General features: G+C 63.5%; 19 protein-coding genes. 10 read left to right on the forward strand and 9 right to left on the reverse strand.

Annotated elements, in window-relative coordinates; translation table 11 throughout:
• Positions 1 to 52: 52 nt before the first annotated feature.
• Both NKJ32_RS01320 and NKJ32_RS01325 read left to right on the forward strand, forming a co-directional pair.
• Positions 53 to 733 carry an ABC transporter permease subunit gene (locus tag NKJ32_RS01320; protein WP_023680556.1) on the forward strand — a complete coding sequence of 227 codons (681 nt, stop codon included), beginning with the start codon at positions 53 to 55 and terminating at the stop codon, positions 731 to 733.
• On the forward strand, positions 730 to 1,500 hold the full coding sequence (locus NKJ32_RS01325; protein WP_352621501.1) for an amino acid ABC transporter ATP-binding protein: 771 nt from the start codon (positions 730 to 732) through the stop codon (positions 1,498 to 1,500). Before NKJ32_RS01320 ends, NKJ32_RS01325 begins: the two co-directional genes overlap by 4 nt.
• 79 nt (positions 1,501 to 1,579) lie before the next feature.
• Here NKJ32_RS01325 and NKJ32_RS01330 read toward each other — a convergent pair whose 3' ends face one another.
• The 6 genes from NKJ32_RS01330 to NKJ32_RS01355 all read right to left on the reverse strand — a co-directional run bounded on the left by NKJ32_RS01330 (position 1,580) and on the right by NKJ32_RS01355 (position 9,567).
• Entirely contained in the window at positions 1,580 to 2,161 is a 582-nt protein-coding gene (locus tag NKJ32_RS01330; RefSeq protein WP_006327799.1) for a CarD family transcriptional regulator, read from the reverse strand.
• 368 nt (positions 2,162 to 2,529) lie between these two features.
• The gene (gene fdxA / locus NKJ32_RS01335; RefSeq protein ID WP_023680554.1) at positions 2,530 to 2,868 is read right to left on the reverse strand and encodes a ferredoxin FdxA; all 339 of its coding nucleotides are present in this window, start codon (positions 2,866 to 2,868) and stop codon (positions 2,530 to 2,532) included.
• 148 nt (positions 2,869 to 3,016) lie between these two features.
• Complete coding sequence (locus tag NKJ32_RS01340) at positions 3,017 to 3,403, reverse strand: RNA-binding S4 domain-containing protein (RefSeq protein ID WP_023680553.1); 387 nt, start codon at positions 3,401 to 3,403, stop codon at positions 3,017 to 3,019.
• A 12-nt stretch (positions 3,404 to 3,415) separates the two neighbouring features.
• Positions 3,416 to 6,823, reverse strand: coding sequence for a helicase-related protein (locus tag NKJ32_RS01345; protein WP_352621504.1), 3,408 nt, complete (start codon positions 6,821 to 6,823; stop codon positions 3,416 to 3,418).
• Between the two features lie 729 nt (positions 6,824 to 7,552).
• Positions 7,553 to 8,278, reverse strand: coding sequence for an acetoacetyl-CoA reductase (gene phbB, locus NKJ32_RS01350; protein ID WP_352572008.1), 726 nt, complete (start codon positions 8,276 to 8,278; stop codon positions 7,553 to 7,555).
• 101 nt (positions 8,279 to 8,379) lie between these two features.
• Positions 8,380 to 9,567, reverse strand: coding sequence for an acetyl-CoA C-acetyltransferase (locus tag NKJ32_RS01355; protein WP_352572007.1), 1,188 nt, complete (start codon positions 9,565 to 9,567; stop codon positions 8,380 to 8,382).
• Between the two features lie 278 nt (positions 9,568 to 9,845).
• Between NKJ32_RS01355 and phaR the strand changes: the two genes are divergently transcribed.
• The gene (phaR, locus tag NKJ32_RS01360; RefSeq protein ID WP_352826659.1) at positions 9,846 to 10,454 is read left to right on the forward strand and encodes a polyhydroxyalkanoate synthesis repressor PhaR; all 609 of its coding nucleotides are present in this window, start codon (positions 9,846 to 9,848) and stop codon (positions 10,452 to 10,454) included.
• Between the two features lie 66 nt (positions 10,455 to 10,520).
• Here the strand turns inward: phaR and NKJ32_RS01365 are convergent, their stop codons facing one another.
• Positions 10,521 to 11,669: a citrate/2-methylcitrate synthase gene (locus NKJ32_RS01365; protein WP_352826660.1), complete on the reverse strand. Its 1,149-nt coding sequence runs from the start codon at positions 11,667 to 11,669 to the stop codon at positions 10,521 to 10,523.
• 92 nt (positions 11,670 to 11,761) lie between these two features.
• On the opposite strand from NKJ32_RS01365, the gene NKJ32_RS01370 reads away from it, so the two are divergent.
• The 6 genes from NKJ32_RS01370 to NKJ32_RS01395 all read left to right on the forward strand — a co-directional run bounded on the left by NKJ32_RS01370 (position 11,762) and on the right by NKJ32_RS01395 (position 19,902).
• Positions 11,762 to 12,850, forward strand: coding sequence for a citrate synthase/methylcitrate synthase (locus NKJ32_RS01370; RefSeq protein WP_023678451.1), 1,089 nt, complete (start codon positions 11,762 to 11,764; stop codon positions 12,848 to 12,850).
• Between the two features lie 184 nt (positions 12,851 to 13,034).
• A complete protein-coding gene (locus tag NKJ32_RS01375) occupies positions 13,035 to 13,817 on the forward strand; it encodes a 3-hydroxybutyrate dehydrogenase (protein WP_023678452.1) in 783 nt (260 codons plus the stop codon).
• Positions 13,818 to 13,843: 26 nt separating this feature from the next.
• Positions 13,844 to 14,974 carry a patatin-like phospholipase family protein gene (locus NKJ32_RS01380; RefSeq protein ID WP_023678453.1) on the forward strand — a complete coding sequence of 377 codons (1,131 nt, stop codon included), beginning with the start codon at positions 13,844 to 13,846 and terminating at the stop codon, positions 14,972 to 14,974.
• Between the two features lie 279 nt (positions 14,975 to 15,253).
• Entirely contained in the window at positions 15,254 to 16,465 is a 1,212-nt protein-coding gene (locus NKJ32_RS01385; protein WP_023678454.1) for an efflux RND transporter periplasmic adaptor subunit, read from the forward strand.
• 2 nt (positions 16,466 to 16,467) lie between these two features.
• On the forward strand, positions 16,468 to 19,644 hold the full coding sequence (locus NKJ32_RS01390) for an efflux RND transporter permease subunit (RefSeq protein WP_023678455.1): 3,177 nt from the start codon (positions 16,468 to 16,470) through the stop codon (positions 19,642 to 19,644).
• A gap of 99 nt (positions 19,645 to 19,743) precedes the next feature.
• Positions 19,744 to 19,902 carry a DUF3309 family protein gene (locus NKJ32_RS01395; protein WP_023678456.1) on the forward strand — a complete coding sequence of 53 codons (159 nt, stop codon included), beginning with the start codon at positions 19,744 to 19,746 and terminating at the stop codon, positions 19,900 to 19,902.
• A gap of 66 nt (positions 19,903 to 19,968) precedes the next feature.
• Here the strand turns inward: NKJ32_RS01395 and NKJ32_RS01400 are convergent, their stop codons facing one another.
• On the reverse strand, positions 19,969 to 20,928 hold the full coding sequence (locus NKJ32_RS01400) for an NAD-dependent epimerase/dehydratase family protein (protein WP_023678457.1): 960 nt from the start codon (positions 20,926 to 20,928) through the stop codon (positions 19,969 to 19,971).
• A 93-nt stretch (positions 20,929 to 21,021) separates the two neighbouring features.
• Between NKJ32_RS01400 and NKJ32_RS01405 the strand changes: the two genes are divergently transcribed.
• Positions 21,022 to 21,933, forward strand: a complete 912-nt coding sequence (locus NKJ32_RS01405; RefSeq protein ID WP_023678458.1) for a LysR family transcriptional regulator — start codon at positions 21,022 to 21,024, stop codon at positions 21,931 to 21,933.
• On the opposite strand, the gene NKJ32_RS01410 is transcribed toward NKJ32_RS01405, so the two are convergent.
• Positions 21,891 to 23,072, reverse strand: coding sequence for an MFS transporter (locus NKJ32_RS01410; RefSeq protein WP_023678459.1), 1,182 nt, complete (start codon positions 23,070 to 23,072; stop codon positions 21,891 to 21,893). The two genes, NKJ32_RS01405 and NKJ32_RS01410, sit on opposite strands and share 43 nt — an antisense overlap.
• Positions 23,073 to 23,174: the final 102 nt, after the last annotated feature.

Below are 23,174 nucleotides of genomic sequence, written 5' to 3' on the forward strand. Positions count from 1 at the left end.
CCGCCGCTTTCGCGTGATATGAGCGACGGCAATCTGGCAAGGAGGAGCCTTCGTGCCGCACTGGCTGCAATTGATGCTGGAATCCCTGCCTACGCTGCTGTGGGCTGCACTGATCTTCACCGTGCCGTTGACGCTGCTGTCGTTTGCATTCGGTCTTGTCCTAGGCCTGGTTGTGGCGCTTGTCCGGCTGTTCGGTCCCAAACCGCTGGTCGCCGTGGTCCGCTTCTACGTCTGGATCTTCCGCGGCACGCCGCTTCTCGTGCAACTGTTCCTTATCTTCTACGGCCTGCCATCGGTCGGCATCCTGCTCGACGCCTTTCCGGCAGCACTGATCGGCTTCACCTTGAACATCGGTGCTTATTCGTCGGAAATCATCCGCGCCGTCATCGGTTCGGTGCCCAAGGGCCAGTGGGAAGCGGCCTATTCGATCGGCATGACCTGGGCCCAGGCAATGCGGCGCACCATTCTTCCACAGGCGGGGCGCGTCGCCGTGCCGCCGCTGTCCAACACCTTCATCTCGCTGGTCAAGGACACTTCGCTCGCCGCCGCCATCACCGTGCCGGAGATGTTCCAGGCAGCGCAGCGCATCGTCGCCACCACCTATGAGCCGCTGATCCTCTATGTCGAGGCAGCGGCCCTCTATCTGGCCATGAGCTCCGTGCTGTCGGCCTTGCAGGCGCGGCTGGAAACGCGGCTCAACCGTTATGGCGGCTTCCTGGAGGCGCGCGCATGATCGGCCTCACCAACATCGAAAAGCGTTTCGGCGACAATTTGGTGCTGAAGGGCGTGACCGTCACCATCGAGGAAGGCAGCGTCACGGCGCTTGTCGGGCCGTCGGGCGGAGGGAAGAGCACGCTTTTGCGCTGCATCAACCTGCTCGAGCTGCCGACTTCAGGCACGGTACGGATCGGCGACGATGCACTCGAATTCCACCCCGGCGGCAGGGTCTCGACCAGGGATATCCAGCGACTGCGGCTGCAGACCGGCATGGTGTTCCAGAATTTCCAGTTGTTTCCGCATCGCACTGCGATCGAGAACATCATGGAGGGGCTGGTGACGGTGCTGAAATGGCCCGAGGAGAGGGCGCGCGAACGGGCGCTGGCCCTGCTCGAAAAGGTCGGCATGGCGCACAAGGCCGATGCCTGGCCGGCGACGCTGTCAGGTGGCCAGCAGCAGCGCGTGGCGATTGGCCGGGCTCTGGCGCCTTCGCCGAAAGTCCTGCTCTGCGACGAGCCGACCTCTGCACTCGATCCGGAACTGGCGCAGGAGGTGGTCGACGTGCTCGGCAAGCTCGCCAGCGAGGGCACGACCATGGTGATGGCGACGCATGATCTGCGGCTCGCCTCCAAGATCGCGCGGGAAGTGGTGTTCCTCGATGCCGGCAACATCGTCGAGCAAGGCCCGGCCGCGGTGCTGTTCAGCAACCCGGAACGCCAGCGGACCAAGCGGTTCATTGCCACGCTGAAGCACGAGGCGGAAAGGGAGGGCGGCGAAGGTTAGATATGCCCGTCGCCGGTCAGCTAAGACAAAAAAAACCCGGCGCAAGGCCGGGTTTTTCTGAATTCGAAAGCAAAAAAGCTCAGGCGGCTTCTTCCTGCTCGGCTTCCTCGTTGTCGGCCTTGGCGCCGCGCTTCGGGCCCTTGTTGAGGTTCACCTCGATGAGGCGCACCGCTTCGGTCTCCGACATGCGGTTGACGGCCGCGATCTCGCGGGCCATGCGATCGAGCGCCGCCTCGTAGAGCTGGCGCTCGGAATAGGACTGCTCCGGCTGGTTATCGGCGCGGTAAAGGTCGCGCACCACTTCCGAGATCGAGATCAGATCGCCGGAGTTGATCTTGGCATCATATTCCTGGGCGCGGCGTGACCACATGGTGCGCTTGACGCGGGCGCGGCCCTGCACGACCTTCAGCGCGCGCTCGACATAATCCTCTTCCGACAGCTTGCGCATGCCGATCGAGGTCGCCTTGGCGACCGGCACCTTGAGGCGCATCTTGTCCTTCTGGAAGTCGATGACGAACAGCTCCAGCTTGTGGCCCGCGACTTCCTGCTCATCGATCGAGACGATCTGGCCGACACCATGCGCCGGATAGACGATGTACTCGCCGGTCTTGAAACCGTGGCGCGCTGCGGTGGACTTCTTCTGCGGGGTGATCGTTGCCATTACGCCCTGAACTCCTTGTTGTGGTACCGGCATCGTGCCGGCCCGAACTCGTGCGACCGGGGTGACCGGTCCTTAGCCACACAACGATGAACTCACCGGAAAGGCCAGGACCGGCAAATCGCAACATTGCGACCGCCTGCCCCAGATCGCTCTGGTCCGGATTGAGAAATTCACCTTTCAGTGATTTGGGGCGTTTGCGCCATAAATCGACGTTGTGTCACCGGCATGTTTGGTTGATATAACACAAAAAGTCGGAAGAATCAAGGTTTTGCTGCACGCGCGAAGGCCACGCGCCGTCGCCGCCTGTCAAGGCAGTTAATGTATCACGTCTGTTACGCGGCGTCAGGCCGCCGCAGCCGGCAGGCTCGTCAGTCGCCTTCGCCGGGCTCGGCGGAGAAATATTTCTCGAACTTGCCAGTTTCGCCATCGAAATTTTTAGCGTCGGCCGGCGGCTCCTTCTTGGCGGTGATGTTGGGCCATTTGTCGGCATATTCGGTGTTGATCTGCAGCCATTTGTCGAGGCCCGACTCGGTGTCGGGCTTGATCGCGTCGGCCGGGCATTCCGGTTCACAGACGCCGCAATCGATGCACTCGTCCGGGTGGATGACGAGCATGTTCTCACCTTCGTAGAAGCAGTCGACCGGACAGACCTCGATGCAGTCCATGTATTTGCATTTTATGCAATTGTCGGTCACGACATAGGTCATTGGTCGGCTCCGGGACGTCCCATTTTATTGGGCTTTTTTGGTGAGGTAACGCCTTTGTCCGCTGGTGGCAAGGGCGGCCCCTGCCAGCGGTGCCGCGGTTTCCGGAATGAAATTCCGGAAGGCCGGCAAAGCGGGCGTTCGACCTTGCTCAATCGTCGCCGAGCAGGTGGTCGGTCTGGCGGCGTTCCTTCTTCGTCGGGCGACCGCTGCCGGCCTCGCGCAACGGCGGCACCGCATCCGGAAGCGCCTCGCCCTTGGGCGCGGGGGGCGGCGACATGTCCTCGTAGAGCAGGCGGGCCTCTTCGGCCGGGCCACGCCGTACGCCGGTGCCAAGGACTTTCCAGACGAAGATCCGCCGCTCCAGCGTGATGGTCAAAACGTCGCCCGGCCGGACCGTATCGGAGGCCTGCGCTGCTTTGTCGCGATTGATGCGGACGCGTCCGGCGACGACCAGCTTGGCTGCCAGCGTGCGCGATTTTACCGCGCGCGAGAAGAACAGCCACTTGTCGATGCGCTGGCGGGCATCAGTGACCATTGGACGAGCAGCCTACTTCTTCAGCTGGTCGCGCAACGCGGCGAGCTTGGCGAAGGGCGAGTCCGGATCGAAGCGGACCGGGCGTTCCTCACGCGGCTTTGGCTGGAAGGCGGGCTTTGCGCCTTGGGCGCCGCCTTTGCCGTCCTGTCGGCCAGCCTTCCAGTCGGGCCGGTTTTCGCGCCGGTCCGGGCGTTCACCTTGCGGCTTGCCGGCGCGCTGTTCTGCCGCCTCGCCTTGCGGCCTGGGCTTGAACTTGCTGCGATCGAAGCGCGGCTTGCCGGCGCCGTCGCGCTGGTCGTGGCGCCCCTGACGGGCGGGCCGGTCGCCCGGCGCCGGTTGCCCGCCGGCATCTGCCGGCGCATCGCTGCGGCTGTCCGGCCCAGCTTGACCATTGCGCGCGCGATTGTCCCGATGATTGTCCCGGGGGCGGTTGTCATGCTGGCGATGACGCGGGCGCTGGTCGAAACGACCCTGCCGCCATAACAGGACAGGTTTTGGCTCCTCCGCTTCTGGAGCAGCTTCGCCGGAGACGGCTTCCGCCGTCGCTGCAGGTTCGGCCGGCGATGCTTCCGTAGTGTCGGAAACCGGCGGTTCTGCCGATGCCGCAGCCTCAGTTTCCGCCCCAAGTTCCGCCCTTGGCTCGGCCGCTGGTTCCGCAGGCGCTTCAGCAGTCGCCTCCGCGGCGGGCCGGGTCTCTTGCGTGACTTCTGCCGCAGCTTCAGGGGCTGGAGCTTCCGCGACAGGCTCTGCCGTCGCTTCGGTCACAGCTTCGGCCGCCGCCTCCGCAACAGGAGCCGCATCCGACACAGGTTCCGAAGCCTCCGCCGGCGGCTCTGCCGCGGCAGATGCTTCCGCCATCCTCGCCTGCTCGACTCGCGCAGCCTCTTCCGCCGCCTGCTTTGCAGCGGCAGCTTCACGCGCGGCATTGTCCTGTGCTTCGAGCCGCGCCTTGACCTCGGCCGCCGGTTTGGCATCGGCGCGATAGCCGAGACCCTTCAGGATCTCTTCCATGTCGTCGGCGGTGGCGCCGAGGATCGACATCATCGGCGGCGTCACCATGAAGGACTGACCGTCATAGGCGCCGTCGGGGCGAGGGCCGAGGCCCGGCTTCCAGTTGGTCGCCGGCCGGATCAGGTCGGCCAGCCGTTCGAGAATATCGACGCGTACAGCACGCCGGCCAAGATTGCGGTAGCCGGCAAGCTTGTAGAAGGTCTTGTCGAAGGTCGGATCGATGACCACCGAGGTGCGGCCGGAGGCCAGTGCGTGAACGACATCGCCGAAGCCGGGCTTGTCCTTGCCGTCGTTCCTCAGCGCCCACAGCAGCGTTATCAGCCCGGCCGGCGCCGGCTTGATCAGCGCCGGGACGAAGACATGGTAGGCGCCGAAGCGCACGCCGAGACGGCGAAGCGCCGCGCGGCCTTCCTGGTCGAGGGATTTCATCTCGTCGGCGATGTCGCGACGGTTGATGAGGCCGAAATGCTCGACGAGCTGGAAAGCAATGCCGCGGCCGATACCGGTGATCTGCTCGGCATTCTTGAGATCGACCAGCGGCTTCAGCAGGGATTCGATCTGGAAATTGACGAAGCGCTCGGCGCGCGCCGCAACCTTGTCGCGTGCCGGGCCGGTGAGTTGCTCGTCGGCGAGCAGAACGAGACGCGGCTTCAAAGCGTCTTCGCCGGCAACCAACGTGCCGATCGGGGCGCCGATCCAGCGCAGCGTGCCATCCGAACCCAGCGCAATGTCGCCATTGGCAGAGGCGCCGAAACGCTCGGCCCGCGCTTCGAACTCGGCGGCAAGCGCCTTCTGCGCCGCCGCCCGCACCGCCTTGGCATCCTCGCCGCCGGCGCTCTGGTCGGCGGTGAAGCGGAAACCCTGCAACTCGCCGACGTGATGGCCTTCGACGAGGACGGTTCCGGTTGGGCTGATTTCGGCTTCAGGCATCGTGTTTTCTCTAAGGCGCCGCATGAGGACGGAAGTCCTGCGGTCTACAAAACGTTTCGTCAACCGCTCATGCAGCGCATCCGACAATCTGTCTTCGATTTCGCGCGTCTTTTCCTGCCAGTGTGCCCGATCGGCCAGCCAGCCGGGCCGGTTGGAAACGAAGGTCCATGTGCGGATCTGGGCAATCCTGTGCGACAGCGTGTCGATGTCGCCTTCGGTTGTGTCGGCACGGCGCACCTGCTCGGCCATGTAGTTCTCGTCGACATGGCCATGCCTGGCAAGGTCCATGTAGATGGAGGCGATCAAGTCGGCATGCTGGGCCGGCGCGATCTTCCTGTAGTCGGGCAGCGCGCAGGCTTCCCAAAGCAGCGCCACGCGCCTGGCATCGGTGGTGAGTGCCCGGACGTCGTCGTCGCGCGACAGATGCTCGAGCGCCTGCGCGTCTACTGCCGGCAGTGCGCGAGTCAGGCCTTCTACCGGGGCGTTGGTCTCGATCGAGCGCTTCAGCGCATCGAGGCTGGCGAAATCGAAATGCGCGGTACGCCACTGCAGCACTTTCACCGGATCGAAATCATGCGCCTCGATCTTGTTGACCAGTTCATCATCCAGCGGATCGACCTGGCCGGTGACGCCGAAGGTGCCGTCGCGCAGATGCCGGCCGGCGCGGCCGGCAATCTGGCCGAGCTCGGCCGCCGTCAGGTTGCGGTACTGGTAGCCGTCGAATTTGCGATTCTGGGCGAAGGCGACGTGGTCGAGGTCGAGGTTGAGGCCCATGCCGATGGCGTCGGTGGCGACGAGGTAGTCGACGTCGCCCGACTGGAACAGCGCCACCTGGGCGTTGCGGGTGCGCGGGCTGAGTGCGCCGAGCACGACGGCGGCACCGCCCTGCTGACGGCGGATCAGCTCGGCAATGGCGTAGACCTCGTCGGCCGAGAAGGCGACGATCGCGGTGCGCCGCGGCAGGCGGGTCAGCTTCTTCGAGCCGGCATAGGCAAGATGCGACAGGCGTGGTCGGGTCACCACCGACACGCCCCGCAGCAGGCGCTGCAGGATGCCGTGCATGGTGGCCGCGCCCAGCAGCAGCGTCTCCTGCCGGCCGCGCAGATGCAGGATGCGATCGGTGAAGATGTGGCCGCGTTCGAGATCGCCGGCGAGCTGGACCTCGTCGATGGCAACGAAGGCGGCGTCGGTCTCGCGCGGCATCGCTTCCACGGTGCAGACCGAGTATTTCGCGCCAGCCGGCTGGATCTTTTCCTCGCCGGTGATGAGCGCAACCTTATGGGCGCCGACCTTCTCGCAGACGCGCGCATAGACCTCGCGGGCAAGCAGCCTGAGCGGCAGGCCGATGACGCCGCTTTCGTGCGCCACCATGCGTTCGATGGCGAGGTGGGTCTTGCCGGTGTTGGTCGGGCCGAGCACGGCCGTCACGTCTCGACCCGACAGGATCAGCGGTTCAGTGTGTTTCGGATAGATGTTCATCGGCCTGGAAATAAGGCTCTCTGCCTCGCATTGTCGGGAGCGCGCCCATATTGGCCGCGTATGACAGGCGACACATAGGGATTTCGGGCACGAAGCGAAAGCGGAATATGCCGAGGGCAGGCCGATTGGTTCGTTCGAGCCTCAAATCTGTTCCCGATTAACAGTTGGAACGAGTCTGGAACGAATCAGCGACGAATCACTGACTCGCGCTGATTCAGGGTTTGTTCACGGCTACATCTGGGTTTTCTTTCGGCGAATCTCACCACATGCTGAATCACGGAAACTGGCCCGATTTATGCAAGCGGCATCCAAGCGAGCATTGCGGTTAACCTTTGCCGGTGAATGGTCGTGGCCGGCCAATCTGCTTCGCACAACGTTATGAAATTATTGATGTTTCCTAACGCGCTTTAATCATTTCGAGGGTGTTTTCAGCTCTCGCCGTTAACGTTCCGCTCAAAGCCGGAACGAATCGGCGACGAATCAGAGATAGCCGAAGTTTCTTGGTTTGTTCACCGCAGCATGTTGTGTTGTGAACAGCTTTTCCACCTAGAATCCACAGGCTGCCGGGCGGTTTTTGCACAGGCTGCGAGTTTGCCGTTAACCTTTGCGTGCCGGATTGGGGCAGCGTGCTGCATCGAGATCTTGCAACGGGAAGACCGCTATAGAAACGGGCCGTTTTGCAGGCCCGTTCGTCCAAGCGCGTATCTGTCTCAACGTAAAGATAAACGATCAGGCGATGTACTGGCCGCCATTGGCTGATATGGTCGAGCCGGTGATGAAACCGGCATCGTCGGAAGCGAGGAAGACGACGCAGCGCGCGATTTCCTCCGGCTCGCCGAGACGGCCGACCGGGATGTGCGGGATGACGCGCTCGTTGAGGACCTTCTCGTCCATTGCCTTGACCATCTCGGTGGCGATGTACCCGGGGCAAATGACGTTGACGGTGATGCCGGCGCGCGCGCCTTCCTGGGCCAGTGCCTTGGTGAAGCCGATATCGCCGGCCTTCGAGGCCGAATAATTGACCTGGCCGGCTTGGCCTTTCTGGCCGTTGATCGAGGAGATGGTGATGATGCGACCGAACTTGCGGTCGCGCATGCCGCCCCACAACGGATGCGTCATGTTGAAGACGCCGGAAAGGTTGGTGTCGAGGACCTCTTTCCATTGCTCGCGCGTCATCTTGTGGAACATCGCGTCGCGAGTGATGCCGGCATTGTTGACCAGCACCGAGACGGGACCGAGATCGGCTTCGATCTGTTTGATGCCGGCGGCGCAGGCCTCGTAGTCGGCGACCGACCATCTATAGACCGGGATGCCGGTCGCGGCCTTGAACTTTGCCGCCGCTTCCTCATTGCCGGCGTAGTTTGCGGCGACCGAATAGCCGGCGCTTTTCAAGGCGACCGATATCGCCGCGCCGATGCCGCGCGACCCGCCTGTGACGATTGCAACCTTTGTCATGCGTTTCCCTCCCAGAGTGAATGGTGAATGGTGAATGGTTATTGCGTAAGCCCTCCGATCTTCCATTCACCATTCACCATTCACCATTCACAATTTGCCATTCATCCCATTGCTTCCACGCACATGGCAACACCCATGCCGCCGCCGATGCACAGCGTGGCAAGGCCTTTCTTGGCACTTCTGCGGCGCATCTCGTAGACCAGCGTGTTGAAGATGCGGGCGCCCGAGGCGCCGACCGGATGGCCGATGGCGATGGCGCCGCCATTGACGTTGACGATGGCCGGATCCCAGCCCATGTCCTTGTTGACGGCGCAGGCCTGCGCGGCAAAGGCCTCGTTGGCTTCGACCAGATCGAGGTCGCCGACCGACCAGCCGGCCTTGGCCAGCGCCTTGCGCGAGGAGGGGATCGGTCCCGTCCCCATGATCTGCGGGTCGACACCGGCGGTCGCCCAGGAAACGATACGCACCAGCGGTGTGATGCCGCGCCTTGCGGCTTCCGCTTCGGTCATCAGCACCACGGCGGCGGCGCCGTCGTTGATGCCGGAAGCATTGGCAGCAGTCACCGTGCCTTCCTTGTCGAAGGCGGGCTTGAGCTTGGTCATGGCATCGATTGTCGCGCCGTGGCGGATGTATTCATCCTGGTCGACTACGGTGTCGCCCTTCCTGCCCTTGACTGTAAAGGCAACGATCTCGTCCTTGAATTTCCCGGCTTTCTGCGCGGCTTCGGCCTTGTTCTGGGAAGCCAGTGCGAACTGGTCCTGGTCGTCGCGGGTGATCTGGAACTGGCGGGCGACGTTCTCAGCGGTGTTGCCCATATGATAGCCATAGAAGGCATCGGTCAGGCCGTCCTTGATCATGGTGTCGATCAGCTTGAAATCGCCCATCTTGACGCCACCGCGCAGATGCTGTGCATGCGGAGCCATCGACATCGATTCCTGGCCGCCGGCAACGATGATCCTCGCGTCGCCCTGGGCGATCTGCTGCATGCCGAGCGCGATGGCGCGCAAGCCCGAGCCGCAGAGTTGGTTCAGGCCCCAGGAGGTCGCCTCCTGCGGTACGCCGGCAGCCATTGCCGCCTGCCGCGCCGGGTTCTGCCCTTGAGCCGCGGTCAGGATCTGGCCGAGAATGACCTCGTCCACCTCCTTGCCGTCGACGCCGGCACGGACCAGCGCTTCCCTGACGGCGACGGCACCCAATTCATGGGCTGGCGTGTTGGCGAAGGCGCCGTTGAAGGAGCCGACGGGCGTGCGCGCTGCACTGGCGACAACGATGGCGTTGGAAGCGGACATGTTCTTCTCCAGGCTTTCGGGGAACGATTTCGGGTGCCGTCGGGGACTTTTCTTGCCCTTTCCACAACCCGAGTCAAACCCGAAATGGGCATGGCGTCCCACTGCCGCAAGCATGCCGCCCGTCGCTGCAACGGCGGCCCGCCCGTGCTGCGCAGCATAAAATGTTCTCGCACTGCACAAACTGCTTGGATTCATGACGCTTTTGCGCATATCCTTTAAAAAGGCGCAATCGTTACCGGCGGCTTACTTAAGCTGCCCGGTGTCCGGGGAGGATGCAGATGGCCGCAAAAGACGAACCTATTGTTATCAAGAAATATGCCAATCGCCGTCTCTACAATACGGGCACCAGCACCTATGTGACGCTCGAGGATCTCGCTGAAATGGTCAAAAGAGGCGAGGACTTTACTGTCCAGGACGCCAAGACCGGTGACGACATCACGCATCCGGTACTGACCCAGATCATCTTCGAGCTGGAGAACAAGGACGGGCAGAACATGCTGCCGATCCCGTTCCTGCGTCAGCTCATCGCCTATTACGGCGATCAGATGCAGATGATCGTGCCGAGCTTTCTCGAACAGTCGATGCTGGCCTTCTCGAAGGAGCAGGAGCGCTTTCGCGAGCAGATGAAAGATGCCCTCGGCAAGTCGCCGATGGACATGATGAAGATCGCTACGCCGATCAAGGTGCTGGAGGAGCAGACGCGGCGCAACATGGAAATGTTCCAGAACGCCATGCGGCTGTTCACGCCGTTCCCGCCCGCGGGCTCGGCGCCGACAGCAGCGCCGGCCGAACCGGCCAGGAAGGAAACGCCGGAAAAACCCGACGACCTTCAGGAACTGAAGGAGCAGATCGCCGCGATGCAGCGCAAGCTCGACACGATGTCGTGATTGCCGGGGCGAGGCGCCGCGTCGAACCTTCGCTCAGGTGCCGCTGAGACTTCGCAAGCAGCGCGGCTAGAGCTGCTCCGGCAGCGGTCCCTGGTAGCGGGCGCGTGGCCGGATCAGGCCGTTGCTCGTCACCTGCTCCACGGCATGCGCGGCCCAGCCGACGCTGCGGCCGAGCGCGAACAGGCGGAACGGCGCATCGGACGGCAAACGGAGACCGCGCGTCAGCGCGGCCAAAGCGAAATCGACGTTCGGGCGCATGCCCGTTGCCGCAAAGGCCGCATCGCAAAGCCGTAACAGCCCATCATCGACATCTATCGCGGCCAGCAACGGTTCCGCACGCGGATCGCCGTCGGGATAAAGCGGATGGCCAAATCCGGGCAGCGGCCTGTCGTGACCGAGCCAGCGTCCGACAGCCGCATCCGGCCCCAATCTCTGCGCATCTTCCGCCAGCATCATGACCGCCTCCGCGGCGCCGCCATGACGCGGCCCGGAGAGCGTGGCGAGGCCGGCAAGCAGGCAGGCCGAAACAGGTGCGCCGGTGGACGCGGCGACCCGTGCGGCGAAGGTCGATGCGTTCAATTCGTGATCGGCCAACAGCACGAGCGAGCGGCGGATCAAGTCTGCGCCGGCCGCATCAAGCGACCATCCCTGCGCCAGCCTTTCGTGCACGGCACCAGTTCCGGGAATCGCGCCGAGCGCCTGGGCCAAAGCGGCGATGGCGCCGGCCGCATCGTGGTTGAGCGAAGCCGATCTTCGGCCGAGCGAAGGCCGGCCGTTGGCGGCCAACGCGGCCAATTCCGCGAAGGCAGCCGGCCGGCCAGTTGCGCCGTTGCCATGGCGGCTCGCCGAGACGAACGACACTGGTGCGCCAGATGCCCAAAGCAGGTTTGCCGTCTGCTCCAGCGTGGCAGCCTCGCAGAGAGCAACCGCATCCTGGCCGCGATAGACAAGGCGGCCATGCAAAACGGTCGAGATCGTGGTGGCGATCGCCGGCTCACCCCAGGCAATTGCACTTTCGGCGATTGCCTGGGGATTTCGGCCACGAGCCCGGCGGCTCGCCAGCGCCGCGATATCGTCGGCGCGATACTGGCTGCGGCGTGGATCCGCCCGGTCCGGCCGCACGCCGATGCGTCCGCGGCTGACATAGGCATAGAGGGTCTGGGCTCGCACCTTGAGACGCTCCAGGGCTTCGTCCCGCGTCAGCCACTCCGTCATGTCAGCCTTGTCATGTTGATTCCGTTGATCAAGATTGATGGTCCAGTCACCAACCCTTATCTTCCACCCGGAAAGGGTCAAGGAGAAAACCAATGGCGAATGGGCTCGATGATGTGGTGGCGGCGGAAACGGTGCTCTCCGATGTTGACGGTCTTGGTGGCCGCCTGACCATCCGGGGCCATTCGTTGCCCGAACTGGCAGGCCGCTGGAAATACGCCGAGGTGGTTCATCTGCTGTTCGACGGCTTTTTCGACGATCTTCCCGACGGCAGGGAGCTGGCGAACGCGATCGGTCGGGCGCGCAGCGAAGTGTTCGAGCAGATCAAACCCTTGCTGCCGTTTCTCGCATCCGTCGATATCTACAGCGCGATGCGCGCCGGTATTGCCCTGCTGCCGGATGGTGACAAATTGTCGGACGCGCTGCGGCTGGTTGCGGCACCTGCCGTGCTGACGCCGGCCTTGCTGCGCTTGCAGCGCGGCGAAAGCCCGATTGCGCCCGATAGCAAGGCCGATCATGCAGCCGACATGCTGCGGATGCTGACCGGCATTGTGGCCTCGCCTAAATTGGCGAAGGCGCTCGATGCCTATCTCGTGACGGTTTGCGACCACGGCCTCAACGCATCGACCTTCGCCGCGCGCGTGGTCGCTTCGACGCAGGCCGGGCTTACTTCGGCGGTGCTGGCCGGGCTCGGAGCGCTCAAGGGGCCGCTGCATGGCGGCGCGCCAGGTCCGGTGATCGAGATGCTGGATGCGATCGAGGTGCATGGCGACGCCGCCGGCTGGCTGCGTGGCGAGATCGCGCGTGGCGGCCGCATCATGGGCTTCGGCCATCGCATCTATCGCGTGCGCGATCCGCGTGCCGACGTGCTGAAAGCCGTCGTGCGCCAGCTCGGCGCCGAGGGCGAAAGCGGCCACCGGCTGGCCTTCGCCGAAAGCGTGGAGCAGGCGGCGCTCGAAGTGCTCCGCATCGCCAAGCCGTCACGCTCGCTCCAGACCAACGTCGAGTTCTTCACAGCGCTCCTGCTGGAAGCGGCGGGCTTTCCGAAAGAGGCGTTCACCAATGTCTTTGCTGCCGGGCGCGTCGCCGGCTGGATTGCCCATGCGCGCGAGCAGCAAACGAGCGGACGGCTGATCCGGCCGCAGTCGCGCTATATCGGGACGGTGCCGGACCTCGTCGCCTGACGAGCTTTCAGCGCATGCTTTGCGAAACGAGGCGACGACCTCTCTTAGGGGACGAGAGAGGTCTACATGACAAAAATTTCATGTCATTGCTCCACACATCCGCTGTTCTTGGGTGACAGAGAGCCTATATGCTGCAGTGCAGCATGGTTCCACGGGAGCCCGCCTCGAAAGGAATAAAGCCGCCTTGACCGCCAGAAAAACCGCCATCGTCACCGGTTCCACCTCGGGCATCGGCCTGGCCATTGCCCACGCGCTCGCGGCCGAAGGCTGCAACGTCGTCGTCAATTCCTTTTCCGACACCGCCGACGACCGCGCCATCGCAGACGCGATCGCGAAGCACCACAAGGTGAAGACCGCCTATGTCAAAGCCGACATGTCGAAGCCGGCCGAGTGCCGGGCTTTGGTGGCGAAGGCAGCCGAGGCATTCGGCTCGGTCGACATCCTGATCAACAATGCCGGCATCCAGCATGTCGCGCCGGTGGAAAGCTTCCCGATCGAGAAGTGGGATGCGATCATCGCCATTAACCTGTCATCGGCCTTCCACACCATCGCAGCCGCCATCCCGTTGATGAAACAGGCCGGTGGCGGCCGGATCGTCAACGTCGCCTCGGCCCACGGCCTTGTCGCCTCGCCGTTCAAGTCGGCCTATGTCTCGGCCAAGCATGGCATTATGGGCTTGACCAAGACTGTCGCCCTGGAACTGGCGCGCGACAAGATCACCTGCAATGCCATTTGTCCGGGCTATGTGTTGACGCCGCTGGTCGAGGCGCAGATCCCCGACCAGATGAAGGCCAACAAGATGGACCGCGAGACGGTGGTCCGTGAGGTAATGCTCGAAAAGCAACCGACCAAGGAGTTCGTCACCGTCGAGCAGGTTGCGGCGGCCGCGGTGTTCCTATGCTCGGATGCGGCGGCGCAGATCAACGGCGCGCACATCTCTGTCGATGGCGGCTGGACCGCTCAGTGAGGCTTCCAGCGGTCAAGGGCCACGCCATGCCGAAAAATGGCAAGGCGGAAGAGCCAAAGAAGATCAATGTCGCGCTGCAAGGCGGCGGTTCGCACGGGGCGTTTTCCTGGGGCGTGCTCGATCGGCTGCTCGAGGACGGGCGCCTCGACATAACGGCGGTTTCGGGCACCAGCGCCGGCGCCATGAATGCCGTGGCGCTGGCCGACGGCTTTGTCCGCGGCGGTGTCGAGGGCGCGCGGCGGAAGCTCGACGATTTCTGGCGTGCGGTGGCGGCAAAGGGCCGCTTCAGCCCGGTACAGCGCATGCCTTGGGACGTCGCCTGGGGCAATTGGTCGATCGAGAACACGCCCGGCTATTTCCTGTTCGATACGATGTCTCGGGTATTTTCGCCCTATGTCGCCAATCCGCTCGCCATCAATCCGCTGCGCGACGTGGTCGAACGTGAGATCGATTTCGACAATGTGCGCGCCTGCAAGTCGATGGAACTGTTCATTTCCGCTACCAATGTCGAGACCGGCCAGTTGCGGGTCTTCTCGGACGGCGAGATCGACCTCGACACGGTGATGGCGTCGGCCTGCTTGCCGCAATTGTTCCGTGCCGTCGAGATCAAGGGCGTGCCCTATTGGGATGGCGGTTATGGCGGCAACCCGGCACTGTTCCCGTTCTTCAAGACGGCGGCCACCGAGGACGTGCTTTTGGTGCAGATCAATCCGGTGGTCCGCGAGGGAACGCCGAAGAGCGCCAATGAGATCCAGAACCGCATCGACGAGATCACCTTCAATGCCGGGCTGTTGCGCGAATTCCGCTCGATCGCCTTCGTCAAGGAACTGATCGCCGCCGGCCGATTGCCGCACGGCGAATATCGCGACATCCGCATGCACCGCATCGATGCCGACGAAGCGTTCAAGGATCTGTCGGCATCGTCCAAGGTCAATGCCGAATGGGCGTTCCTTGCCTATCTGCGCGACCTCGGCCGCACCGCAGCCAGTGATTGGCTGGAAGAAAATTATGACGCCGTCGGCAAGCGGCCGACGATCGATCTGTCCGGCGAACTCGACGACGGCTTGAAGCCGGTGACCGGGCCGGCGCCGGGCCGGCGGGTCAAGGAATTTCTTGCGGCGCGCAAGCAGCCCGAGGCCGCCCGCCGTCCGGCCTAGCTGCTTCGCAAGCAGATGGCATTCGCAATCCGTCAATCATCCTGACACTTGCTGCCATACCGCTGTTTTGGCGATCAACAGCCGATGCTGCAGCCGCATCTTTGCGGACAAAGCAACAACCCATCAACTTTTCTGACTATATTGCGCTGCAACTTTGAGGTAGAAGCGCGCTTCGCCGATCACGGCAATTTGAATACGGCCTCGCGCGCACCCATATCGGCGACGCGCCCCAAGTAGAAGATGCGGCCTGGCCGAACCCCGCGCACTGGAAAAATGACGATGCCGAAATTCAGGTTTCACAAGCTTGCAGCCATTGTTGTGCTCATCGGGTTCGCCGGCTGGATGGCGACAGGCGAGTTCTCGTCCGTCGGCAGCGCGTCCGCCGACAACAAGCCCAAGGCAGGAGAGGTCGAGCAGCCCAAGGCAGCCGACGCAGGCAAGCCCCAAGCTGGCGAACAGGGGGCTGCCAAACCGGGGACTGCCGAGGCGGAACAGCCCAAGGCGCCGTTGCGCACGGTCGCGGTCATAACCCCGCCGCGGCGCACCTATGCACGCGCTATCCGCATTTCCGGACTGACCGAAGCCGACAAGCGCGCCGTCCTGGCGACACGCGTCGCCGGCGTCATCGACAAGCTGCCGGTCAAGCAGGGCCAGCACGTCAAGACCGGCGACCTGATCCTGATGCTTGCCGCCGAGGAAAAAATCTCGGCGGTCGACAACGCCAAGCAGCTTGTCGTGCAACGTGAGGCAGAGCTGGCAGCTGCCCTGCGGCTGATGAAAACCGGCAATCTGCCCAAGTTGCAGCTCGATACAACCCGCTCCAACCTGACGCTGGCCAAGTCGCAACTGGACGCAGCGCAAGCCGAGCTCGACCGCAACGAGGTGAAGGCGCCCTTCGACGGCGTCATCGACCGGGTGCCGGTGGAGCTTGGCAGTTCCGTGATGCAGGGCGGCGAGGTGGCGACCATTCTCAAGCTCGATCCGGTGATCGCACGCGGCGAAGTCAGCGAACGCGATCTCGGCTATCTGAAGATCGGTGACGAAGCCAATGTGCGCCTGGTCAGTGGCCAGACCGTCAAGGGTACGGTGCGCTACATCAGCCGGGATGCATCTTCGGCAACCCGTACCTTTCGGGTTGAAGTCGCTATCCCCAATGCCGATGGGTCCGTACCGGCCGGCATGACGGCAGAAATCGCGCTCAGCGCCCAGCCGACCGACGCCGTGATGCTGCCGCGCTCGGTGGTGACGCTCGGCGACAAGGGCGACCTCGGCATCCGCGCCGTCGACAAGGATGACAAGGTCGTGTTCTTCCCGATCGATCTGGTCGACGACACGCCAACCGGCCTGGTGCTCGGCGGCATTGCGGCCGACGCCCGCATCATCGTCGCCGGCCAGGAGCTGGTGAAGGAAGGCGAGGTGGTCAAGCCGGTCGCAGCCGACCAGGCGACCATCCAAAAGCTGTTGGGCGAAGCGACGGCCGGGACGCAGTAATCATGGACATCGTCAAACTTGCTATCAGCAATGCCCGGCTGACCATTGCGGTCCTGGTCTTTCTCATCCTTGCCGGTGCGGTCGCCTACCAGTCGACGCCGAAGGAAGCGGAACCGGACGTTCCGATTCCGATGATGTATGTCAGCCTGATCTACCAGGGCATCTCGCCGGAAGACTCCGAGCGCCTCCTGCTGCGGCCGATGGAAGCCAAGCTGAAGAGCCTGAAAGGCCTCAAGGAGATGCGCTCGGCCGCCTTCCAGGGCGGCGGTTATGTGCTGGTCGAATTCCAGCCACAGACGGATCTCGCCACCGCGCTGCAGGACACACGCAGCAAGGTGCAGGACGGCAAGGCCGACCTGCCGCAAGCGGCTGAGGAGCCCGTGGTCTCCGAGGTCAATATCTCCGAGTTCCCCGTCCTGGTCGTGACGCTGTCGGGCGAGGTGCCCGAGCGCGTGCTGACGGCGGCGGCGCGCGAGCTGCGCGACCGCATCGAGGAAGTGCCTGGCGTGCTCGAGGGCTCGCTGCAGGGTGCGCGCGACGACCTCGTCGAAGTGGTCATCGATCCGATGAAGCTGTCTTCCTACGGGCTGCAGCTCGACCAGTTGATCGGTGCGGTCGGCGCTTCCAACAGTCTTGTCGCCGCCGGCAACATCGAAGGATCCGAGGGCAAATACGCGGTCAAGGTGCCCTCGCTTATCGAGACACCGGAGGATGTGGCGGCGCTTCCGGTCGTCGCCGGCCCCAATGCGGTGGTGCAGGCCAAGGACATTGCCACCATCCGCTCCACATTCAAGGACGCCGAGACGGTCACCCGCCTCGACGGCAAGCCGGCGATCGCCATCGAGGTGAAGAAGCGCATCGGCTCCAACCTGATCGATACGATTGGCAAGGTCAGGGAGGTGTCCGACGCCTTCATCAAGACGATGCCGGAGGGCATGCACGTCACCTACACGCAAGACAAGTCCGTCTTCGTGAACCAGTTGCTCGGCGACCTGCAGAACCACGTGATGATCGCCGTCATCCTGGTGTTCATCGTCATTCTCTACGCGCTGTCTGGCCGTGCCTCGCTGCTGATCGGATTGGCCATCCCCTCGTCCTTCCTGATCGGCATCCTGTTGCTGGCAATGATGGGCTACACGATCAACATGATCGTGCTGTTCAGCCTCATCCTGGCGGTCGGCATGCTGGTCGACGACGCCATCATCGTCACCGAATTCGCCGAGCGACGCATGAGCGAGGGCATGCCGAAGGAGCAAGCGTTCGCGCTTGCCGCCAAGCGCATGGCCGGCCCGGTCATCGCGGCGACGATGACGCGCATTGCCGCCTTCTCGCCGCTGTTGTTCTGGCCGGGCATTATCGGCGACTTCATGAAATACATGCCGATCACGCTGATCGTGACGCTCTCGGCCTCGATGCTCTATGCGCTGGTCTTCGCGCCGACGCTGGGCGCGATATTTGCCAAGGCGCCGGCCCATCACCCCGACGACAATCGCGACGGCTGGTACATGGCCGTGGTCAAGCAGGCGGTGCATTATCCCATCACCGTGCTTGTCCTCACTGTGGCGCTGTTGTTCGGCGTCGGCTACGCCTATTCGAAATTCGGCGCCGGCGTCGAATTCTTCCCGAATGTCGAGCCTGACTACGGCCTGCTCTATGTCCACGCCCGCGGCAATCTTTCGCTTGCCGAAATGGACGCGGCCACCAAGACCGCGGAAAATCGGCTGCTCGGTTGGCCGGGCGTGAAGTCTGTCTATACCCGTGTCGGCAAGACGCAGGGCGGCGGCCAGGATGTTCCGGAAGACGTGGTTGGCGTGATCCAGTACGAATTCGTCGACTGGCGCGAGCGTAAATCGGCGAACTCAATCCTGGACGAACTGCGCGGCGTGATGGCTGGCATTCCCGGTGTCGACGTCGAGGTTCGCGTGCCGGAAGCCGGCCCGCCTACAGGCAAGCCGATCCAGATCAGGCTTTCGGCCGTAGATCCGAAGGGCCTTGACGACAAGGCCCGCGCGGTCGCCGCGCGCATTGCCAAGGTGCCCGGCGTCATCGATATTTCCGACGGTCTGGCGCCGCCCGGCGTTGACTGGGCGCTCGAGGTCGATCGCGCCAAGGCGGCGCAGTACGGCATCAGCCCAACCGCGGTCGGGACGGTCGTGCAACTGGTGACCAACGGGCTGAAGCTCAGCGAATACCGGCCCGCCGGCGCCGACGATGCAGTCGACATCAGGCTGCGCCTGCCCGAGGATCGGCGCACGCTGTCAACGCTCGACGAACTGCGGGTGCAGACCGCGCAAGGCTCGGTGCCGATCTCGAACTTCGTCGTGCGCAAGCCGGAGCCGACGGTCGGTATCCTCAACCGCATCGACGGCGCGCGAACTGTGGTCGTCCAGGCCAACGTCGCTGCCGGCGCCCAGGTGGCAGCCGTCCAGCAGGAGGTCACCAAAGCTGTCGCCGACATGAACCTCGGCAGCGGCATTCGCTGGAAGCTTGCCGGCTCGAATGAGGACAGCGCGGAGGCCGGCGCCTTCCTCAGCAAAGCCTTCGGTGCGGCGATCTTCCTGATTTTCATCGTGCTTCTGGCGCAGTTCAACAAGTTCACCAGCGTCTGGCTGGTGCTGTCCTGCGTGGTCATGGCGACGATCGGCGTGTTCCTCGGGCTGCTGCTGACGGGAGAGGCATTCGGCATCGTCATGTCGGGCATCGGTGTCATCGCGCTGGCCGGGGTGGTGGTGAACAACAACATCGTGCTGATCGACACCTATGACCGGTTGCGCGAAGAGGGCTGGGACAAATACGAAGCCGTGCTGCAGACCTGCCGCGAGCGTGCCCGCCCGGTGGTGCTGACGGCGGTATCGGCGATCCTCGGCGTGCTGCCGATCGCCTTCGGCCTCGGCCTCGAAATCTTCCATCACGAGACGACGATCAACGCGCCGTCGACGCAATGGTGGATTTCGCTGTCTTCGGCGATCGTCTTCGGGCTGTCCTTCGCCACCGTGCTGACGCTGGTGGTGACGCCGTCGATGCTGATGGTGTTCACTCGCGCCAAGGTCAAACCCGGTGCGCGTCGTGGCTGGTTCAGTCGCCTGTTGGGGCGTCGAAAGGCCGAAATCCCGTCGAAAGGCCTGGACGCCGATCTGGGCGCCGAACCGGCGATCGCCTTCCCGAAGGCCGCCGAATAGAGTCCGGATCGCCGTCCTGATCAAGCAAAGGCCGCCCGGGAACAATGGGCGGCCTTCTGCATTGTTCCGTCATTGCAACCTCAAAGCGAGGATTTTCTGATGACGATCAGCACCATTCTCATCATTATCCTTATTCTTATTCTGATCGGCGCGGTTCCGGCGTGGCCGCATTCCCGGTCCTGGGGTTACGGACCATCCGGCATCGTCGGCGTCATTCTGATCGTTGTCCTGGTGCTGCTGTTGATGGGCCGGATCTGACCGCAATCATTGGTCGTGACAAGCGGCGGATGACCATCTGGCCATCCGCCTTTTTTTGGTTTGTTGTTAGGCAACTTTTTGCGTCGTCTTGAGCGTGGCGATGCCGATATCCTCGAGCGCTTCCGACACTGCATTTTCCAGCGGCGTGTGCGGGATCGTACCGATAACGCTTTCCAGCCTGCCTGAAACCAGCCGGTGCGGCTCGAAGCGGAGATAGGACATCGAAACGATCTCGCGCCACATCGCCACGAACGGGCCGCCGGCACGCAGCACCCACCACGGCATCGACGTCAGTTTCAGCGTGCGTCCGAGCGCCTTCTCCGCGGCCGCCTTGATGTCCAGATCGGTCACCGCATGGCCAGGAAAGTTCAGCGCCTCGTAGGAGCCGAGCTTGTCGAGATTGTCAGCCAGCCCGACGAAGGCCTTGGCCAGGTCGGGCAGATAGGCCCATTCATGCACGAGATCGACCGGCCCTGGGGCGGTATAGACACCCTTGGTTATCTTGGCGGCAACAACCAGATCGAACCACGATCCGCTGCCGCTGCCGCCGAAGAAATCACCAGCGCGCAGCAGGATCGTGCGCACCCGACCCGCATCGGCCTCGCGGCGAAACAGATCTTCCATGGCGACGCGGATGCGGCCCTTTTCCGTTGTCGGGCGAAACGGCGTGTCTTCGGCGATCACCGCCGGCATCGGCGAGCCGTAATTGTAGACGGTGCCCGGGAAGAGATGCAGCGCGCCGTTCGCCCGGCAGGCAGCCATCACATTCTCGGCCATCGGCAGGCATTTGCTCCAGTCGGTGTAGAGCGGGTTGAGGCCGTTGAAAATGATATCGACGCCTTCGGTCGCGCGGATCAGCGCAGCACGGTCGAGCGCGTCGCCGGCGATCGCCGTGGCGCCTTTGAGCTCGGCCGGCACCTTGCCGCTGCGGGTGATGGCACGGACATCGTAGCCGGCATCGAGGAAGGCCTTGGCGACCGTGCGGCCGAGGCGGCCATTGGCGCCGAGAATTGCGATCGTGGTCATTGTTCGTCTCCGTGTTGCGTTACGACCCCAATATTGTCTCTTCGCAAACGAATGAAAATTGACTACGATTGGCGATATGATATTCAATTTTGAATGGATATTGACTGGAACCTGATCAAGAGTTTCGTCACCGTGGCGGAGACCGGCAGCCTGTCGGCCGCCGCGCGAAAACTTGCCGCGAGCCAGCCGACGCTCGGCCGCCACATCACCGAGCTGGAACAGGCGCTCGGTGTCACGCTCTTCCGGCGCGGGCGGCGTGGCTACGCGCTTACGGAAGCGGGCAACACGCTCTTTGAACGGGGCCGCGCGGTGAGCGAGCAGGCGAGCGCCTTTTCGCTGCTGGCGCTGGGATCGGTCGAGGCGATAGAGGGTACGGTGCGCATTGCCGCCAGCGAAGTGGTGGCGGCCTATGTGCTGCCGGAAATCACAGCGAGGCTTGGGTTCGAGGAGCCGGGCATCGAAGTCGAGATCGTCGCCTCGAACCAGGTCGAGAATCTGCTGCGTCGCGACGCCGATATCGCCATCCGCATGGTCAAGCCGGCGCAGAATGAACTGGTCGCGCGCAAGGTGACCGACATTCCGCTCCGCGCCTGCGCGGCAAAATCCTACCTCGACCGGCGTGGCCGTCCGCGCGAGGCCCGCGATCTTGCCGGCCATGATCTGGTCGGCTTCGACCGCAGCGATGAAATCATTCGCGGCTTCGCCCAGTTCGGCGTCGCGCTCGCCCGCAATGCCTTCCGCTTCAGGACCGATAATCAGATCGTGCTGTGGGAAGCGGTGCGGGCGGGAAACGGCATCGGCTTTGGCCAGGAGCCGCTCGCCGACCGTGATCCGCTGGTCGAGACAGTGCTGCCGGGTCTCCCGCTGCCGACGCTGCCGGTGTGGCTGGCCATGCACCGCGACGTGCGTACCAGCGTCCGCATCCGCCGCGTCGCGGATTTCCTCTACGAAGAGTTCAAGCGCTATTCAGCCGGTGCAGGCTCGGCAGCGAATTCGGCGCGGTGAGCGAGGCCGGCCATCAACAGCACGACGACCAGCAGCCCGGACAGTGCGACGAAGATCGGGCCGAAGCTCGAGTGTTCGGCGATGAAGCCGATCGCCGACGGCGCCACCAGAATGCCTGAGTAACCCATTGTGGTGACGACGCTCATGCCTGTGCCGGACGCCATGCCTTCCTGGTTGCCGCCGGCCGAAAAAATGATCGGCACCATGTTGGCAATGCCGAGGCCGCAAAAAGCGAAGGCGGCAATGGCCAGCCAAGGCGAGGGAGCCAGCCCGGCCACCAGCATGCCGGCAGCAGCGGCAAGGGCCGAGGCGCGCAACGTCGTAACGGCACCGAAACGGTTGCGGACGCCATCGCCGAGGAAGCGCATGATGGCCATGACTCCGGAAAAGGCGGCATAGGCCAGGCCTGCGATGGCAAGATCGGCGCCGAGCTCCTGCCTGAGATACAGCGCCGCCCAGTCGAGTACCGCACCTTCGGAGATCATCGTCAGCAGCGCCATCAGCCCAACCAGATAGACCAGCGGGTTTGCCGGCAGCGCGAATTTGTGGTGCTCGGCGACTGGGTGCTTGTCCTCGGCGATCAGGTAGCGGACCGCTACGGCGATTACGGCAAAGGCAAGAGCCGTCACCACCGTCGCATGGGCGAGGTGACCGTAGTTCTGGATGGCGAAACCGCCCAAAGCGCCGCCGGCGAAACCGCCAAGGCTCCAGAAGCCGTGCGAGGACGACATGATGGCACGGGACAGCCGCCGTTCGACTGCCACTGCATTGGCATTCATGGCGACGTCCATGCCGCCGATCGAACCGCCGAAGATGAACATGGCGACGGCCGCAAGGGGCACGTTGGGGGCCAGAGCCACAACCAAAAGGCCGAAGCTGCCGGCAAGTCCGAACCAGCGCAGCACCGTGCGCGAGCCATGCTTCGAGATCAGATGGCCGCACCAGGTCATGGCAGTGACGGCGCCGGCACCGAACAAAAGAATCAGCAAGCCGAGCGTGAACTTCGAAATGTCGAGTCGCGTCAGGAACACCGGGATCTGCGGCGCCCAACTGCCGGTCAAGAAGCCGTTGGCGAGGAAGATGCCGGCCACTGCCCAGCGTCCACGAATCGCGATCTGCGTGATTTTCTGCGCGTCCATCGGGTAGAATCCGGTCCGGAAATGGCGTTGCGCGGCAAATTAGATCGATTCAATTCACAGTCAAGCGCTCTTCGCCGAAAGTGCTTGGACCAGACGCTACGT

Origin of the sequence: Mesorhizobium sp. M0159 (assembly GCF_040322295.1) — a bacterium.
In the GTDB taxonomy this organism is placed as follows: Bacteria; Pseudomonadota; Alphaproteobacteria; order Rhizobiales; family Rhizobiaceae; genus Mesorhizobium.

Excerpts from the sequence above, each read along its gene's own strand:
- NKJ32_RS01325 (WP_352621501.1), top strand. The coding sequence starts at position 730 with ATGATCGGCCTCACCAACATCGAAAAGCGTTTCGGCGACAATTTGGTG.
- NKJ32_RS01330 (WP_006327799.1), bottom strand. The coding sequence starts at position 2,161 with ATGGCAACGATCACCCCGCAGAAGAAGTCCACCGCAGCGCGCCACGGT.
- fdxA (WP_023680554.1), bottom strand. The coding sequence starts at position 2,868 with ATGACCTATGTCGTGACCGACAATTGCATAAAATGCAAATACATGGAC.
- NKJ32_RS01340 (WP_023680553.1), bottom strand. The coding sequence starts at position 3,403 with ATGGTCACTGATGCCCGCCAGCGCATCGACAAGTGGCTGTTCTTCTCG.
- NKJ32_RS01345 (WP_352621504.1), bottom strand. The coding sequence starts at position 6,823 with ATGAACATCTATCCGAAACACACTGAACCGCTGATCCTGTCGGGTCGA.
- phbB (WP_352572008.1), bottom strand. The coding sequence starts at position 8,278 with ATGACAAAGGTTGCAATCGTCACAGGCGGGTCGCGCGGCATCGGCGCG.
- NKJ32_RS01355 (WP_352572007.1), bottom strand. The coding sequence starts at position 9,567 with ATGTCCGCTTCCAACGCCATCGTTGTCGCCAGTGCAGCGCGCACGCCC.
- phaR (WP_352826659.1), top strand. The coding sequence starts at position 9,846 with ATGGCCGCAAAAGACGAACCTATTGTTATCAAGAAATATGCCAATCGC.
- NKJ32_RS01365 (WP_352826660.1), bottom strand. The coding sequence starts at position 11,669 with ATGACGGAGTGGCTGACGCGGGACGAAGCCCTGGAGCGTCTCAAGGTG.
- NKJ32_RS01370 (WP_023678451.1), top strand. The coding sequence starts at position 11,762 with ATGGCGAATGGGCTCGATGATGTGGTGGCGGCGGAAACGGTGCTCTCC.
- NKJ32_RS01380 (WP_023678453.1), top strand. The coding sequence starts at position 13,844 with ATGCCGAAAAATGGCAAGGCGGAAGAGCCAAAGAAGATCAATGTCGCG.
- NKJ32_RS01385 (WP_023678454.1), top strand. The coding sequence starts at position 15,254 with ATGCCGAAATTCAGGTTTCACAAGCTTGCAGCCATTGTTGTGCTCATC.
- NKJ32_RS01390 (WP_023678455.1), top strand. The coding sequence starts at position 16,468 with ATGGACATCGTCAAACTTGCTATCAGCAATGCCCGGCTGACCATTGCG.
- NKJ32_RS01395 (WP_023678456.1), top strand. The coding sequence starts at position 19,744 with ATGACGATCAGCACCATTCTCATCATTATCCTTATTCTTATTCTGATC.
- NKJ32_RS01400 (WP_023678457.1), bottom strand. The coding sequence starts at position 20,928 with ATGACCACGATCGCAATTCTCGGCGCCAATGGCCGCCTCGGCCGCACG.
- NKJ32_RS01405 (WP_023678458.1), top strand. The coding sequence starts at position 21,022 with ATGGATATTGACTGGAACCTGATCAAGAGTTTCGTCACCGTGGCGGAG.
- NKJ32_RS01410 (WP_023678459.1), bottom strand. The coding sequence starts at position 23,072 with ATGGACGCGCAGAAAATCACGCAGATCGCGATTCGTGGACGCTGGGCA.